This window comes from Dactylosporangium sp. NPDC000555 (genome assembly GCF_040300025.1).
Taxonomy (GTDB): Bacteria; Actinomycetota; Actinomycetes; order Mycobacteriales; family Micromonosporaceae; genus Dactylosporangium.
The window spans coordinates 61394-77176 of record NZ_JBEPDB010000035.1 but is presented as its reverse complement, the minus strand read 5'-3'; the positions used below and the strand labels follow the sequence as shown (position 1 = coordinate 77176).

At 71.1% G+C, this 15783-nt stretch carries 17 protein-coding genes; 11 read left to right on the top strand and 6 right to left on the bottom strand.

All coding sequences use genetic code 11. The features are described 5' to 3' along the window. On the top strand, window positions 1-117 hold a 117-nt coding region (locus ABT297_RS43180; RefSeq protein ID WP_502885617.1), incomplete at its 5' end, for an elongation factor 1-alpha C-terminal domain-related protein. Window positions 118-125: 8 nt separating this feature from the next. Here ABT297_RS43180 and ABT297_RS21795 read toward each other — a convergent pair. Next, window positions 126-899 carry a hemolysin family protein gene (locus ABT297_RS21795; protein ID WP_350552432.1) on the bottom strand — a complete coding sequence of 258 codons (774 nt, stop codon included), beginning with the start codon at window positions 897-899 and terminating at the stop codon, window positions 126-128. 133 nt (window positions 900-1032) lie between these two features. On the opposite strand from ABT297_RS21795, the gene galE reads away from it, so the two are divergent. Beyond that, window positions 1033-2016: a UDP-glucose 4-epimerase GalE gene (gene galE / locus ABT297_RS21790; protein ID WP_350552430.1), complete on the top strand. Its 984-nt coding sequence runs from the start codon at window positions 1033-1035 to the stop codon at window positions 2014-2016. Between the two features lie 4 nt (window positions 2017-2020). Here galE and ABT297_RS21785 read toward each other — a convergent pair whose 3' ends face one another. The 4 genes from ABT297_RS21785 to ABT297_RS21770 all read right to left on the bottom strand — a co-directional run bounded on the left by ABT297_RS21785 (window position 2021) and on the right by ABT297_RS21770 (window position 5678). After that, complete coding sequence (locus tag ABT297_RS21785) at window positions 2021-3229, bottom strand: sialidase family protein (RefSeq protein WP_350552427.1); 1209 nt, start codon at window positions 3227-3229, stop codon at window positions 2021-2023. Further along, on the bottom strand, window positions 3222-3713 hold the full coding sequence (locus ABT297_RS21780; protein ID WP_350552426.1) for an RNA polymerase sigma factor: 492 nt from the start codon (window positions 3711-3713) through the stop codon (window positions 3222-3224). The genes ABT297_RS21785 and ABT297_RS21780 overlap by 8 nt, the downstream gene beginning before the upstream one ends. 95 nt (window positions 3714-3808) lie before the next feature. Next, the gene (locus ABT297_RS21775) at window positions 3809-5101 is read right to left on the bottom strand and encodes a sialidase family protein (protein WP_350552424.1); all 1293 of its coding nucleotides are present in this window, start codon (window positions 5099-5101) and stop codon (window positions 3809-3811) included. Further along, window positions 5091-5678, bottom strand: a complete 588-nt coding sequence (locus tag ABT297_RS21770; RefSeq protein WP_350552421.1) for an RNA polymerase sigma factor — start codon at window positions 5676-5678, stop codon at window positions 5091-5093. Before ABT297_RS21770 ends, ABT297_RS21775 begins: the two co-directional genes overlap by 11 nt. A gap of 78 nt (window positions 5679-5756) precedes the next feature. On the opposite strand from ABT297_RS21770, the gene trpS reads away from it, so the two are divergent. The 4 genes from trpS (at window position 5757) to ABT297_RS21750 (ending at window position 8758) form a co-directional block, all read left to right on the top strand. Further along, window positions 5757-6791 (top strand): tryptophan--tRNA ligase, encoded by a 1035-nt coding sequence (gene trpS / locus ABT297_RS21765; protein ID WP_502885614.1) that lies wholly within the window; start codon window positions 5757-5759, stop codon window positions 6789-6791. Continuing rightward, entirely contained in the window at window positions 6778-7332 is a 555-nt protein-coding gene (locus ABT297_RS21760; RefSeq protein ID WP_502885616.1) for a 2'-5' RNA ligase family protein, read from the top strand. Before trpS ends, ABT297_RS21760 begins: the two co-directional genes overlap by 14 nt. Window positions 7333-7335: 3 nt before the next feature. Then, a complete protein-coding gene (locus ABT297_RS21755; RefSeq protein ID WP_350552411.1) occupies window positions 7336-8262 on the top strand; it encodes a YihY/virulence factor BrkB family protein in 927 nt (308 codons plus the stop codon). A 70-nt stretch (window positions 8263-8332) separates the two neighbouring features. Further along, window positions 8333-8758 (top strand): hypothetical protein, encoded by a 426-nt coding sequence (locus tag ABT297_RS21750; protein WP_350552408.1) that lies wholly within the window; start codon window positions 8333-8335, stop codon window positions 8756-8758. A gap of 92 nt (window positions 8759-8850) precedes the next feature. Here ABT297_RS21750 and ABT297_RS21745 read toward each other — a convergent pair whose 3' ends face one another. Then, window positions 8851-9765: a MerR family transcriptional regulator gene (locus tag ABT297_RS21745; protein WP_350552406.1), complete on the bottom strand. Its 915-nt coding sequence runs from the start codon at window positions 9763-9765 to the stop codon at window positions 8851-8853. 57 nt (window positions 9766-9822) lie between these two features. Between ABT297_RS21745 and ABT297_RS21740 the strand changes: the two genes are divergently transcribed. The 5 genes from ABT297_RS21740 to ABT297_RS21720 all read left to right on the top strand — a co-directional run bounded on the left by ABT297_RS21740 (window position 9823) and on the right by ABT297_RS21720 (window position 15763). Continuing rightward, window positions 9823-10167, top strand: coding sequence for a hypothetical protein (locus ABT297_RS21740; protein ID WP_350552403.1), 345 nt, complete (start codon window positions 9823-9825; stop codon window positions 10165-10167). Between the two features lie 215 nt (window positions 10168-10382). Then, entirely contained in the window at window positions 10383-11438 is a 1056-nt protein-coding gene (locus tag ABT297_RS21735) for a BMP family lipoprotein (RefSeq protein WP_350552401.1), read from the top strand. A gap of 382 nt (window positions 11439-11820) precedes the next feature. Then, window positions 11821-13344: an ABC transporter ATP-binding protein gene (locus ABT297_RS21730; RefSeq protein ID WP_350552398.1), complete on the top strand. Its 1524-nt coding sequence runs from the start codon at window positions 11821-11823 to the stop codon at window positions 13342-13344. After that, window positions 13341-14510 (top strand): ABC transporter permease, encoded by a 1170-nt coding sequence (locus tag ABT297_RS21725; protein ID WP_350552395.1) that lies wholly within the window; start codon window positions 13341-13343, stop codon window positions 14508-14510. The genes ABT297_RS21730 and ABT297_RS21725 overlap by 4 nt, the downstream gene beginning before the upstream one ends. After that, window positions 14507-15763 (top strand): ABC transporter permease, encoded by a 1257-nt coding sequence (locus ABT297_RS21720; RefSeq protein ID WP_350552392.1) that lies wholly within the window; start codon window positions 14507-14509, stop codon window positions 15761-15763. The genes ABT297_RS21725 and ABT297_RS21720 overlap by 4 nt, the downstream gene beginning before the upstream one ends. Window positions 15764-15783 lie beyond the last annotated feature (20 nt).

The window sequence follows — 15783 nt, the reverse complement described above, 5'->3', positions numbered from 1 at the left end:
ACGGTGCCGCTGCTGGCGGATGAGTATCGGCGCAACCGGACCACGGGTGGGTTCATCATCATCGACGAGTCCACCAACCGCACGGTCGGCGCCGGAATGATCATCGAGGCCGGCTGACCTCGGGTTTACGACGGCTGGCGCGGCGGGGGAATCGGCCGCGCCACCGAGATTCGGGCCACCCGGCGGCCCTCCACGGTGTTCACCCGCAGGTGCCAGCCGTCGTGGCGCACGTTGTCGCCCACCTTGGGCAGCTTGCCCAGCCGCGCCATCAGAAAGCCCGCCACCGTCTCGTAGGGGCCGGTCGGCAGCGTCAGGCCGGTGCGCTCGGCGAGGTCGGCCAGGTTGAGCCGGCCATCGACCTCGTGGCTGCCCTCGTCCACCCGCGGCGGGGCGGGTGGCGCGTCGTACTCGTCGTGGATCTCCCCGACGAGCTGCTCGATCAGGTCCTCCAGCGTCACGATGCCGGCCGTGCCGCCGTACTCGTCGACGACGACCGCCAGGTGATGGCCCTCGCGGCGCATCTCGGACAGGGCGGCGAGGACGCGCTTGCTGGCCGGTAGCCGCTTGACCTCGCGGGTGAGGTGGCGCAGCGTGACCGTCGGGTCGACCGCGGGCAGCAGGGTCAGGTCGCGCACGTGGACGAAGCCGAGAACGTCGTCCGGGTCGCCGTCGATGACCGGGAAGCGGGAGTGTGTTGCCCGGCGTACCGCATGAATGGCATCGGCGACCGTGAGCGACGCGTCGAGGAAGACCACGTCGGTGCGCGGCACCATCACCTCGCGGACGTGCCCGGTGCCGGAGTTCACCGTGATGAGGGTGCGCAGCTCCGCCTCGGAGACGCGTGGTGTGAGCGGGGTAGCGTGAAGACGCTCCGCCCAGCGGTTCAGCAGGGCGGCCACAGTCTGTCGTATGGTTCCGGGGCCAGTTCGACGGCCGGGCTCCGGCATAGCACAAAGTGTAGGCGTCCCGTGCCCGGTCGTTCACGCGCGAACTGCAAATTTCTTGGAATGTGTCGACTTTTGGGAGGTCGCTGTGAAGCTGCTCGTCACGGGGGGTGCCGGATACATTGGCAGCGTCGTCACCGCGCTGCTGCTGGACGCCGGGCACGAGGTGGTGGTGCTTGACGATCTCTCCACCGGACACGCCGAGGCCGTGCCCGAGGGTGCGCGCTTCGTGCGCGGCCGGGTGCACGACGCGATCGGCGACCTGTTGACGCCATCGGCCGGGTTCGACGGGGTGCTGCACTTCGCGGCCTTCATCGCGGCCGGCGAGAGCGTGCAGAGGCCGGAGAAGTACTGGGAGAACAACGCGACCGGCACGCTGCGGTTGCTCGACGCGATGCTCGCGGCCGGGGTGCGCCGCCTGGTGTTCTCGTCCACCGCCAACGTGTACGGCGACCCCGACGTGGTGCCGATCCCGGAGACGGCCGCGGTGCGCCCGCCCAACCCGTATGCGACCTCGAAGCTCGCCGCCGATCACGCGCTCACCGGCTTCGCCGTGGCGCACGGGTTCTCCGCGGTGAGCCTGCGGTACTTCAACGTCGCCGGTGCCCTGCGCCGCCCCGACGGCTCGATGATCGGCGAGCGTCACGACCCGGAGACGCACCTGATCCCGATCGCCCTGCAGGTGGCCGCGGGCCGCCGCGAGAAGCTGCAGATCTTCGGCGACGACTACGACACCCCCGACGGCACGAACATCCGCGACTACATCCACGTCGCCGACCTGGGTGCGGCCCACCTGAAGGCGCTGCAGACGATGGACGACCCGCACTCCCGGGCCAGCCACCGGATCTTCAATCTGGGCAACGGCACCGGCTTCTCCAACCGTCAGGTCATCGAGGTGGTACGCCAGGTCACCGGCGACCCGATCCCGGTCGAGATGGCCCCGCGCCGCCCGGGCGACCCGGCCCGGCTGGTCGCGGCGGCGGACAAGGCGAAGCGCGAACTCTCGTGGACGCCGCAGTTCCCGGACCTGGCCACGATGGTCGCCGACGCCTGGTCGTTCATGCGCCGCTGACCGGCTACCGGGCGTCCAGCTTCTGCCACGTCGAGCCGTCGGCGGAGAACGCCGTGTAGATGGTGGACATGCCGTATGCGATGTAGCCGCCCTCCGTGCGCGCCAGCCGCATCGTCGCGTGCAGGCCCTCCAGCCGGTGCCACGACACGCCGCCGTTCTCCGACACCAGCCAGTGGCCGAGGCCGTCCACGATCAGCAGGCGGCCGTCCAGCAGCGGGACCAGGTCGCCACCGATCGTGGCCTGGTCCCCGGTCGGGTGCACCGGGCCGAAGGTCGCGCCGCCGTCCGTGGACTGCGCCACGCCGAGCAGGCGGTCCGGACCGGTTGCTGGCTCGGTCGGCGGGGAGACCACCATGACGTGGACGCTGCGGCCCAGCATCGCGGCCCGGGCGTACGCGGACGCCGGAAAGCCCGCGAAGGCGCTGACCGACCAGTGCGAGCCGTCGTCGCGCGACACCGCCACCGCCGGGCGGCCGCTCGCGTCGCGGCCGCCGACCCACCACGAGCCGTCGCCCGCGCGGACCGGGGACCACCAGCATGCGGTGATGGGCGGCTGCTGCGGCACCGGGGCCAGCTCCGGGCCGGCGAGGGCACCGGTGGTGTCGCCGCAGGCGCCGATACCGAGGGGCACCAGCCGGGAGGCGCCGGTGAGCGTGGCCGGCGGCGCCGGTGGCAGGGCGGAGGAGGTCCAGTGCTCGCCGTCGGAGGTGCTCGCCCGCGGGTAGTCGGGGGCGGCGCCCAGCAGCGTGACCGCGTCTGCGCCGGCGACGAGCGTGGGCAGCCCGGCGACCGGCGAGGGCGTGGTGTGCCAGGTCTCGCCGCCGTCGGTGGTGACGCTGAGCCATGCGGTACAGCAGTCCGCGGTCAGCAGGAACCCGCGCCCGGCGTCGAGGAACTCGGCCTCGCGCACCGAGCCGGGCAGATCCCGCGGAAGGCGGGGCAGGCCGACGATGGTGATCCCCTCGGCGGACCACGCGCCGGACGGGTCGGACGCGGCGACCGCCGGGGCCGGGGGATCGCCGCCGCGCAGCGCGGCGAGCGCGCCGCCGGCGACCGCGACCGCGGTCAGGGCGGCCGCACCGGCCAGTCCGGCCCGGGCGGCGAGGCGGCGGCGGCGCAGCGCGGCGGCCCGGGCGGCGATGATCGAGAGCGGGGGCTGGTCGATGTCGAGGCGGTCGCGCTCGGCGCGCAGCCGCGTCTCCAGGTCAGGCACGGGCCATCTCGTGCCCGCCGAGGAGCACGGCCAGCGCCGCCCGGCCTCGCGAGAGCCGCGACTTCACGGTGCCGGCGGGGATGTTCAGCGCGGCGGAGATCTCGTCCACGCTGAGGTCGGCGTAGTAGTGCAGCACGATGACCTCCCGGTAGCTGCGTGGTATGGCGTCGAGCGCCTTCTTCAGATCGGTGGTCAGGTCGGCTCTGGTGTCGAGGCCGGGGTGGTCCTGCAGCGGGCGCTCGCGCAGGAGAATCAGGTCGAGTACCCGGCGGCGGCGCCACCGCCGGCGGGCGACGTTGAGCGCGACGGTGCGCAACCAGGCCTCGGGGTTGTCGATGCCGGCGAATCCGCGCGGGCGCGCGACGGCCCGCGCAAACGCCTCCTGCACGACGTCCTGCGCCTCGTTCAGGTCCGTGGTGAACGCCAAGAGCTGCACGACCAGCCTGCGGTAGCAGGCGTGGTACACCTCAGCGACGTCGCCCACGCCGTCAACGATCCCCGGGGCGGCCGCCCGGTTCCCGCGATTTCCGGTCAAGTTTTTCCGGCCGGCTCGTTCTTCCGGTCAGCTTGTTCTTCCGGTCAGGTCGGCAGCACGGTGGCGGACAGGGTGGCCTCCCGCCAGGTGTGGGCGTCGGTCGAGACCCGTGCGGGGTCGCCCAGGGACGCGTAGCCGTTGTCGACGGGGGCGATGGCGCCGCCCGGGCCGACGACGACGCCGAAGTGCTCGCCGTCGTTGCTCTCCAGGAAGATCGTCTCGGTGTCGGCCTGGAACCACAGTAGCAGCGAGCGGTCGGGGCGGACCAGCGCGCCGAAGCGGCGGTTTTCCAGCGTTTTCAGCGATGCCGGGAGCTCGATCGGGGTGCGGATCTCGCGCCAGTACGCGCCGCCGTCCGAGGTGCGGAAGAAGCGGATGGCGTGGCTGTACCGTACGAAGGCCCACGCGTTGCGCCCGTCCAGGGTCACCACGGTCGGCACGTCGATGCCGGGCGGGGCGTCCAGCGTGCTCGCGGTCCAGTTCTGGCCCTGGTCGACGCTGACACTCACGGCCGGCGCCCCGGTGCGCAGGTCGGCGCCGGCGACCCACCACCCGGTCCCGGCCGGCAGCCCGTTGAGGACGGTGCGGCGGGCTATCGGCGGCTGGCCGACGAGGCTCAGCGCGCCGTCGATCCCGCGCACGCCGAACAGGTCACCGTACTGCACCAGCTGCACCGCCTGGTCGCCGCCGCCCAGCGGAAGGTGCTCGCTGGGCCCGATCACCGGCGAGCCGGTCTGCGCGGGCAGCGGGGTCTGGGTGTCGCCGGTGAGCCGGAACTGCACGCAGGAGCGCGACCCGGCGCTGACCTCGCCGCTGAGCATGTAGGTGCCGGTCGCGATGCGGGTCAGCTGGACGTTGCCGATCTTGTCCAGCGGGCTCGCCCGCAGCGCGTCGAGCACGAATGGCGTCCGTCGCTCGGTGCCGCCCAGCCTGGTGATCTGCAGGCTGCACCGGCGCGCCTGCGGCACCTCGACGCAGACGTCGACGGCGGCGATGAGGTCCGCAAGGTCGCCCGCGGCGGCGAGGACCGTGATCGTGGACGGAAAGCGGCCGGCGGTCGCCCCGGTGGAACTACTCGGTGTGGCCGTCGGCCCCGGGTCGTACGCCCCGCTGAGGTCGGGATTGGGGCCCAGCACGGCGGGGGCCGGCCGGCCGAAGATGCCGGCGAGCGCGACCGGCGCGAGGACGCCGAGCGTGCCGAGCAGCGCGCCGAGCACGGTCAGCCGGTCGCGCATGCGAACCCGGCCGGCGCGCCGGTAGAGCGTGTTGAAGTCGGGGACCCAGGTGGCCGACTCGATCTGCGTGCGGAGTGTGCGGAAGTCCAGCTCAGGGCGCATCTCGCACCTCTTGCGGCCGGATGGCCGGCGGCACGATCGGCCGCCGGCGCGCCGCGTCCGCTCTGGCCGGCGAGCCCACCTCGACGTCGCTGAGCAGGGTGGCGAGCATCGCGCGGCCGCGGGACAGGCGCGCCTTGACCGTGCCGACCGGCACGCCGAGCGCCTCGGCGACCTCGTGCACGGACATGTCCGCCAGGTGGTGCAGCACGATCGTCTCCCGCGTCGCCTGCGACAACTGCTGGAGGGCGGCGACCAGGGCGACCCGGTTGGGGTCGACGCCCGGCACGCTCTCCACCGGCCGGGCGACCCGGCCGCTGCGCACCAGTGTGTCGAACAGGCGCCGCCGCCGCCAGCGCGTGCGTGCCAGGTTCATGGCGACGGTGCGCAGCCACGCCTCCGGGTCGGCGACGTCGAGGAACTGCCGGGGCCGGGCGAGGGCCCGCGCATACGCCTCCTGGACGAGATCCTGCGCCTCGGCGTGATCGCCGGTCAGCGCGTAGAGCGCGGCCACGAGTCGGCGGTAGTGAGCCTGGTATGCGTCGCGTACGGCCTCGCGGGCCTCCAGTTCGTCGCCCACACGCCACCTCCCTAGTCCGCCACCCGTCACGCTAACCAGACAGACGTCTGTGTGGAGGTTCCGGTTGCGCCTGACAGAATGGCGGGCATGTCGTCTCCTGTCAGGCCGCGGGTCTTCTCCGGGATCCAGCCCACCGCCGACTCGTTCCACCTGGGCAACTACCTCGGCGCCCTGCGCAACTGGGTGGCCATGCAAGAGACCCATGACACGTTCTACTGCGTCGTCGACCAGCACGCGATCACCATGGGTCACGATCCGGAGCTGCTGCGTAAGCGCACCCGGGTGAGTGCGGCCCAGCTGCTCGCCGTGGGCCTCGACCCGGAGCGGTGCACGCTGTTCGTGCAGAGCCACGTGCCCGAGCACGCCCAGCTCGCCTGGGTGATGAACTGCCTGACCGGCTTCGGTGAGGCCAGCCGGATGACGCAGTTCAAGGACAAGTCGGCCAAGCAGGGCGCCGACCGCACCAGCGTCGGGCTGTTCACCTACCCGATCCTGCAGGCCGCGGACATCCTGCTGTATCACGCGGACGCCGTGCCGGTCGGCGAGGACCAGCGCCAGCACCTGGAGCTGACCCGCGACCTGGCCCAGCGGTTCAACACCACGTTCGGCCCGACGTTCACCGTCCCGGTGCCGTACATCATCAAGGACACCGCCAAAATCACCGACCTGCAGGAGCCGACGGCGAAGATGTCGAAGTCGGCGTCGACCGCCAACGGCCTGGTCGAGCTGCTGGAGGAGCCGGCGCGGATCGCCAAGAAGATCAAGTCGGCGGTCACCGACACCGGCCGCGAGATCATCTTCGATCAGACGGACAAGCCCGGCGTGTCCAACCTGCTCACGATCTACGCCGCGCTGACCGGCCGGACGATCGACGAGCTGGTCGAGGCGTACGACGGGAAGGGCTACGGCGACCTGAAGAAGGACCTCGCCGAGGTCGTGGTCGAGTTCGTCAAGCCGATCCAGCAGCGCACCAACGCCTACCTCGACGATCCGTCCCAGCTGGACAAGCTGCTCGCGGTCGGCGCGGAGAAGGCGCGCGCGGTGGCCGCGCCGACGCTGAAGTCGGTGTACGACCGCATCGGCTTCCTCGCCCCCGGCGCTGCCGCGCACTGAGGTGGACAAGACCACCATCGGAGTCGCGATCGACCTCCCGGAGCCGTGGGGTGGCGAGCTCACCGCCGCCCGGCTGGCCGCCGGTGACCGGGTCGCGGAGTATGTGCCGGCTCACGTCACCCTGCTCGGCCCGACCGAGGTCGACGCCGTGGACCTGCCCGGGATCGACCGGCACCTGCGCGACGTCGCCCGGGCGCACCGGGCGTTCACCGTGCGGCTGCGCGGCACCGGCACGTTCCGGCCGGTCACCCAGGTGGTGTTCGTCGCGGTCGCGGCCGGCATCAGCGAGTGTGAGCAGCTGCACGAGGCCGTGCTCGCGGCGCACGCGATCCGCGATTCCGCCCGCAGCACGGCGCGGTTTCCGTACCACCCGCACGTGACGGTGGCCCACGACGTACCGTCCGCGCAGCTCGACGCCGTGTTCGCCGACCTGGCCGGCTACGAGGCGTCGTTCGCGGTCGGCGGGTTCACGCTCTTCGAGCACGATGACGGGGGCCGGTGGCGTCCCTATGCGGAGTACCGCCTCACGACGGACGATTGAGGGGTGAGCACCCTCGACCGGCTGGAGGCCGGTTTCGACCGCGCGGTGGCCGCGGCCCGGCACCGATCGCGGGTGTTCGACCATGTCTGGCGGGCGCAGCAGCGGTACTTCGACGTCGACGCCGTCCGCCTGGCCGCCGCGACCGCCTATTACGGCTTCTTCGCCGTGTTCGCCATGGTGGTCGTGCTGTTCTTCATCCTCGGCCGGGTGCTGGGCGGCAACAAGCTCGTCGTCGAGCGGGTGCAGGTCTATCTGCAGGCCAACCTGCCCCAGCTGCACTCCGACGAGATCTTCGCCGGCAGCCAGCAGATCGGCATGCTCGCGCTCGCCGGTCTGGTCCTCGCCGGCGTCGGCTGGGTGGAGAACCTGCGCTCGTCGCAGCGGGCCCTGTGGCAGCTGCAACAGCACCCGGGCAACGCCGTCGTGCGCTGGCTCGTCGATCTCGCCGTCCTGGTCACGCTGGGCCTGCTGATGCTGATCTCGATCGGCATCTTCGCCGGGATGCAGGAACTGCTGTACTGGCTGGCCGGCGATGCCGGGCAGGACCCGGTGCGGGTCGCCCTGCGCGCCTTCTCCACGCTGCTGTCCGGCGTGGTCGACGTGTTCCTCGGCGGGGCCCTGCTGGTCGGGGTGCCCCGGCTGCGCATGTCGCTGCGCCGCCTGTGGCCCTCGGCGCTGCTGTTCGCCGTCGGGCTGGGCCTGCTCAAGACGGTGGGGAAGTGGTACATCACCCGCACCGAGCACAACCCGGCCTACCAGCTGGTCGCCGGCACGATCGGGCTGCTGCTGTACATGTACCTGCTGCACCAGCTCCTGCTGTTCGCCGCGGCGCTGGCCGCGACCAGCCCGCACGGCCGGGTCGTCGACCTGGCCGGCGGCCGGCCACGGACCGAGGTGCAGGCGGCCGAGTCGACGGAGCGGGCGGCGTAGATCGCCGCGCGCGTCACCCCTCCGGCGGTTCGGCGGGTGCCGAGCGCCCGGAACCGTCATGATGGGCGCCGTGGGTGCACTTGTGACTTTGGACCTGCCGGCCGACGCGCCGGCGCTGACCCTGCCGTGGATCATCACCTTCGGCCCGATGAACGACGAGGAGGAGTGGGAGCCGGTCGTTTGCGGCCCCTACGAGCGCGCGCACGCGCTCGCGCTCGCGGAGGCCGTGGTGGCCGACGAGGAGCTGATGGCGGTCGTGGAGCCGCTGCAGCCGCACGTGACCGTCGCGCAGATCCAGGGCGACATCGCCGCCTCGCGGCTCGCGGCCGAGAACGAGGACGTGGAGACGGCCGCGCTCGACGCGGAGCTCGCCGGGTACGACGACCACGACCACGACCATGGCGACCATGACCACGGCGACCACACGCACGAGCCGCCGTCGGTCGGCGAGATCCGCGAGGGCTTCGCCCGCATCGCGGCCAAGCTGACGAACTGAACCCCGGTCTGAACCGGCCTCATCTCGTCCAGCGGCTCGGCGCCAGCGGTGCGCCGGGCCGCTGAGGCCGCCCGCCACGGCGCGAGATCGGCCTACCGGCCGCGGGTCGCCTTCAGGGCCGACAGGAACCACGCCCAGCGGTGCGTCGTGGCGGGGATCGGCGGCCAGCCGTTGATGGTGGCCATCAGCTGCCAGTAGCGCTCCGCCCGGGGCTCGATCGCCCCCTCCAGCGCCTCGATGACCTCGTCGCGCAGCTCGGGCCCGTCCGCGCGTCCGGCCGCCTCCGCCCAGCGCCCCATCACCTCGTCGACCACCGCCGCCGGGTCGGGCGCGCCGCCGTCCTGGGCCTCGCCGACCCGCTCGACGAACCAGTTGATCTGCGACATGTCGGTCGGCACGACCCGCCGCGCGCCCGGCTCGAAGCTGCGCCGGCCCATCTGTCGCAGCTTGTCGCGGAAGTCCTCCTGCCGCAGCATCTCGGCCAGCTCGATCCAGGCGTCGACCTGCTCGTCGGTCGGCTCGTCCGGCAGGTCCGCCGACACGCTGCGCATTCCCTCGGTGAACCGCCGCGACTCGTCGCTGTCGGCGATGCCGGCGAAGATGCTGTCGAAGAACTCGCCGACGATCCGCTGCCGCTCGTCGGCGCTGGCCCGCGCGATCTTCGTCAGGCGCTCCAGGTCGGCGGGGGTGGCGTCGCGGACGGCCACCGCGCGCAGGGCCGCCCGGCGCAGCCGCAGCACCCGGATCTGCGCGCCGAGCGCGTCGGCGTGCGCGGCCGCGACCCCGCGCAGGTCCGCCCCGCGGTCGAGCACCTGGCGGATCGTGGCGAGGTCGAACCCCAGCTCGCGCAGGGTGCGCACGAACTCCAGCCGCACGATCGAGCCGTGGTCGTACCGCCGATAACCGGCCCGCGACCGCTCGGCCTCCGGCACCAGCCCGACGTCGGAGTAGTACCGGATCGTCTTGACCGGCAGCCCGGTGAGACGGGACAGCTCGCCGATGTTCATGCCCGGATCCTCGACCCTCCAGCAAGGGGAGAGTCAACCGCCCGCTACCTTGCGCGGATGGAACCATTGCGGCTCACCCTCCTGTTCCTGCACCTCATCGGCTTCGCGATGCTGCTCGGCGGCTCGATCGCGCAATACCTGACCGGCAGGTTGCGCATCAACCCGGCCATGCTCTGGGGCGCCGTCATCCAGGTGGTCACCGGCCTCGGGCTGGCGGCACCACTGCGCGGCGGCGGCGATCACGAGCCACCGTCGGCAAAGCTCGCCGTCAAGCTCCTGATCGGCATCATGATCTTCGTCATGGCGTTCTTCTCCCGTAAGCGGGACGAGGTCAACCGCGGCCATTTCCTCGCTCTGACCGGGTTGACGGTCGCCAACGCCGCGGTTGCCGTGTTTTGGTAGCGGCCCTCCGGCTTCCGGACGTAACTGTGGTGTTACAAGATCGATCTCAGAACGCGGGAACGACGCTCGGCACGTCACGGCCATATAACGCACTCCTCCCAACCCGGCAGCAAGGGCGAGAACAGCACCATCAAGGGCGTACGCTCCCGCCGTTGGGTTCACCGCGTTGGGGCGGTGCATTGGGAAGGGAGACCGTCTTGCGCCGAGTGCGTGGGATGAAGGTTCTCGGGGGCGCCGTGGTGGCGTTCGTCGCGTTGAGCAGCATTGCCGCTTGCGGTGACAAGGGCAGCACTGGCAGCGACAGCAGCGCGGGACCCGAGAAGAAGCACATCAAGGTGGGCCTCGCCTTCGACATCGGCGGCCGGGGCGACAAGTCCTTCAACGACTCCGCCGCCGCGGGCCTGGACCGGGTCAAGAGCGACCTGAACATCGAGATCAAGGACCTGGCCGCGGTCGCCGGCGAGAGCGAGAACGACAAGTACTCGCGCCTGAAGATGCTGTGCAGCACCGGCTACAACCCGGTCATCGCCGTCGGCTTCGTCTACGACGGCGCCGACGCCAAGAACGGCCCGCTCGCCCGCGCGGCCAAGGAATGCCCGACCACCAAGTTCGCGATCGTCGACGGCGGCACCCAGGCCGACAACGTCGCCGACCTGACCTTCGCCGAGGAGCAGGGCTCCTACCTGGTCGGCGTCGCCGCGGCCCTGAAGTCCAAGACCGGCACGGTCGGCTTCATCGGCGGCTGCCAGGTCGACCTGATCAAGAAGTTCGAGGCGGGCTTCACGGCCGGCGCCAAGGCCACCAAGGCCGACATCAAGGTGCTGACCAACTACCTGTCGACCCCGGCCGACGCCTGCAAGGGCTTCAACGACCCGGCCGGCGGCAAGACGTCCGCCAGCGGCATGTACGACCAGGGCGCGGACATCGTCTACGCGGCGGCCGGTGGCTCCGGCACCGGCGTCTTCGAGGCCGCCAAGGACAAGAAGGCCCTGGCCATCGGCGTCGACTCCGACCAGTACAACACCGTCACCGACGCCTCGCTGAAGCCGGTCATCATGACCTCGATGCTCAAGCGGGTCGACAACGCGGTGTTCAACTTCGTCAAGGACTACGCGGCCAACAACTTCAAGGCCGGCGCAACGGTCTTCGACCTCAAGACCGACGGCGTTGGTTACGCCACGTCCGGTGGCCAGGTCGACGACATCAAGGACAAGCTCGACGCGGCCAAGGCCGACATCGTGTCGGGCAAGGTCACCGTACCCAGCAAGTAAAGAATCCACCGAGTCGACGTAGACATCGGGTGTGCGGCGGGGGACTGTGATCCGGTCCCCCGCCATTCATCTGTCAGAGGAGCCTGGTTGACATCCTCCCCTCCCTGAGGGAGGGATTCCCTGGGTCGCCCCAGGGGTTTCCTGCTTCACCGCTAACCGCCCCGTCCGGGGACCCCCGTTGAGGTCTTACATCAACTCCACAGGCCGACACCGCCAGCCCGGCGGCCAAGCAGAAACCTAGCATGCTGACCGATGGATTCCCTGCGGTGCCACGCGGACAGACGCCGATCCGCCTTGGCGGCGAGTCGCTATCCCTGCCCTGCTCCGCAGGGGTTCCGTTTCCTCCCCGCCTGAAGGCTGGGGTTTCCACGGAAGGAATCCGATGACCGCGGACCCACCCGCCGTCGTACTGAAGGGGATCACCAAGAGGTTTCCCGGCGTTGTGGCCAACTCCGACGTCAACCTCACCGTGCGCAAGGGCACGATCCACGCGATCGTCGGTGAGAACGGGGCCGGCAAGTCGACCCTGATGAAGATTTTGTACGGCATGCAGCCGCCGGACGAGGGCGAGATCGTCATCGACGGGCGGCCGGTCCGGTTCTCGTCGCCGCAGGGTGCGATCGCGGCGGGCATCGGCATGGTGCACCAGCACTTCATGCTCGCCGACAACTTCACGGTCACCGAGAACGTCGTGCTCGGTGCCGAGAAGCTGCACGGGATCGGGGCGGGGGCAAAAGCCAAGATCAGGGAGATTTCCCAGCGGTACGGCCTGGGCGTGCGCCCGGACGAGCTGGTGGAGAACCTCGGCGTCGGCGACCGGCAGCGCGTGGAGATCCTCAAGGTCCTCTACCGCGGCGCCCGGATCCTGATCCTGGACGAGCCGACCGCGGTGCTCGTCCCGCAGGAGGTCGAAGAGCTCTTCGGCAATCTGCGCGAACTCATCCGCGAGGGCCTGACCGTCCTGTTCATCTCGCACAAGCTGGACGAGGTCCGCACGGTTGCCGACGACATCACGGTCATCCGCCGCGGCACCACGGTCGCCTCGGTCAAGCCGGCCGACGTGACCGCCCGCCAGCTTGCCACGCTCATGGTCGGCAGTGAGCTACCCAGCCCGGAGGCGCGCGAGTCGACCGTCACCGACGAGCCCGCGCTGGTCGTCGAGGGGCTCACCGTCCTCGGCGCGGAGGGGCGCCCGCTCGTCGACAACGCGACCTTCACGATCCACCGCGGCGAGGTCGTCGGCATCGCCGGCGTCGAGGGCAACGGCCAGGCCGAGCTCGCGGAGGCGATTCTCGGCATGCGCCCCGCCACCGGCACGATCCGGCTCGGCGGCGAGGACGTCTCCGCCTGGCCGACCCGGCGCCGCCGCGAGGCCGGCATCGGCTACGTGCCGGAGGACCGGCACCGCCAGGGCCTGCTGCTGGACGCGCCGCTGTGGGAGAACCGGATCCTCGGCCACCAGACCGAGCGGCCCAACGCTCGCGGGTTCCTCATCGACGTCGGCGGTGCGCGCCGCGACACGCAGCGCATCGTCGAGGAGTATGACGTGCGCACCCCGAGCATCGACGTCGCCGTCGTGGCGCTGTCCGGCGGCAACCAGCAGAAGCTGATCGTCGGCCGGGAGATGAGCCACCGGCCGAAGGTGCTCATCGCCGCGCATCCGACCCGCGGGGTCGACGTCGGGGCCCAGGCCGCGATCTGGGACCACATCCGCAACGCCCGCATCGCCGGCATGGGCGTACTGCTGATCTCGGCTGACCTCGACGAGCTGATCGGGCTGTCCGACTCCCTCAAGGTCATCTACGGCGGCCGGCTCGTGGCCGACGCCAACCCGGCGACCGTCACCCCCGAACAGCTGGGCGTCGCCATGACCGGCGCCACGACAGAGCCGGAGGTGTCGGCGTGAGCGCAGGATCCACGGCGCCGCCCGCTTTCTGGCGGCGCATCGACCCGGCCAAGCTGGTGCCCCAGCTCGTCGCCCCGGTCGCCGCGCTCTTGCTGGCCGCCGCGATCTCGTCCATCGCGCTGATCATCACGGACAAGGACCCGCTCCAGGCCTTCTCCGACATGTACACGTTCGGCATCACGCCTGACTCGCAGGTGGAGATCCTGAACAAGGCCAGCGAGTACTACATCGCCGCCGTCGCGGTCGCCATCGGCTTCAAGATGGGCCTGTTCAACATCGGCGTCGAGGGCCAGTCCAAGATCGGTGCCTTCATGGCCGGCGCGCTGGCCAGCGCGTCCTTCATGAGCTGGATGCCCGGCGCGCTGCGCATCGCGCTGATCATGGTCGTGGCCATGCTGGTCGGCGCGGCCTGGGCCTCGATCGCCGCCTTGCTCAAGGCCCGGCGGGGCGTCAGCGAGGTCATCTCGACGCTGATGCTCAACGCGATCGGCGCACAGGTGGTGACCTGGCTGCTCAACGACCACTGGGGTGTGCAGGCGCCGGGCGCGCAGATCAAGACCACCGGCATCCTGCCGGAGGAATCCTGGATGCCCGGCCTGCCGATCATCTCCGGCACCGACCAGAAGGTGCTCGGCTTCCTGGCCGTCGCGGTGATCCTCGGCGTGGCGTACTGGTTCACCATCAACCGCACCCGCTTCGGCTTCGACCTGCGGGCCACCGGCTACAACCCGTTCGCGGCCACTGCCAGCGGCGTCAACGCCAAGAAGATGGTCATCACCGCGATGCTGGTCTCCGGCGCGGTCGCCGGCCTGGTCAACCTGCCCCGCATGCTCGGCGAGACGCACACCTACACCGAGGGCTTCGGCGGCATCGGCTTCACCGGCATCGCCGTCGCCCTGATCGGGCGCAACCACCCGGTCGGCATGGCGCTCGGCGCGATCCTGTGGGGCTTCCTGGCCCGCTCGCAGCTGATCCTCGACCTCGACGGCATCCCGAAGGAGATCGTGCTGATCATGCAGGGCGTCGCGGTGCTGTCCGTGGTCATCGCATACGAGCTTGCGGCCCGCATCGGCCGCCGCGCCCAGCAGCAGCGGGTCGGCGCCGCCACCGCGGCCCCGGCCGGCTCGGCCCTGCTGGCCCCGGCTACTTCCGAGGAGTCGAAGTGAGCACCGACGCCATGCTCTCCGCCGCCGCGGCGGGAACGGCGGCGCCGAAGCGACGCCGGATGGGCACCTCCCGGATCCTGCTCATCATCGCCGGCACGCTCGTCGGGCTGTCGCTGGTCCACCTGCTTACCGGAGCGGACGACGTCACCTCGCAGGGGGCCGTCCAGGCCGCGCTGCAGGCGGCGATCCCGATCGGGCTGGCCGGCCTCGGCGGCTTGTGGGCCGAGCGGGCCGGCGTGGTCAACATCGGCCTCGAGGGTCAGATGGTCCTGGGCACCTGGTTCGGGGCGTGGGGCAGCCTGCAGTACGGCCCGTGGATCGGGCTGCTCATCGGCATCGCCGGCGGCGCCGTGGGCGGGCTCATCCACGCGCTCGCGACGGTCACCTTCGGCGTCGACCACATCGTGTCCGGCGTGGCGATGACGATCCTGGCGCCGGGCATCACGCGGTACCTCTCGTTCATCACGTGGGGCAGTGGCGGGGCCACCCAGTCGCCGGCGCTGAAGCCCGACCAGACCGTGCCGCGGGTCTCGGTGCCGTTCGTCGACGGGCTCGCGGGGCTGGAGAAGCGGCACTGGTTTCTGATCAGCGACGTCGCGGGGGTGCTGCGCGGCCTGCTGGTTCAGGTGTCGCTGGTGACAATCCTCGCGGTACTGCTGATCGTGCTTACCTGGCTGGTGCTCTGGCGCAGCCCGTTCGGCCTGCGCGTGCGCTCCGTCGGCGAGGACCCGCGGGCCGCGGAGAGCCTCGGCATCAACGTGTACAAGTACAAGTACTACGGCGTGATCATCTCCGGCGCGATGGCCGGCCTGGGCGGCGTGTACCTGGCCACGGTCAGCTCGGTGATCTTCCGCGAGGGCCAGACGGGCGGCCGCGGCTACATCGGCCTCGCCGCGATGATCTTCGGCAACTGGCGCCCGGGCGGCCTGGCGCTGGGCGCCTCGCTCTTCGGCTACACCGACGCGCTGCAGCTGCGCCGGGGCTCGGAGTCGGTGCACGCGCTGCTGATCCTGGTCGGCGCGCTGCTGCTGGCGCTGGCCGTGTGGGAGCTGCGGCGGCGCAACAACATCGTCGCGATCGCCTCGGCGGTGCTGGGCATCCTGTCGTACGTCATCTTCTTCACCGTCGACAAGATCCCCACGGCGCTGGTCCAGGCCGCGCCGTACATCACCGTGCTGGTGGTGCTCGCCCTCGCCGCCCAGCGGCTGCGGATGCCCGCCGCCGACGGCAAGCGCTATCGCCGCGGCGGATGACGCCGAGAAGCAGAATGGAA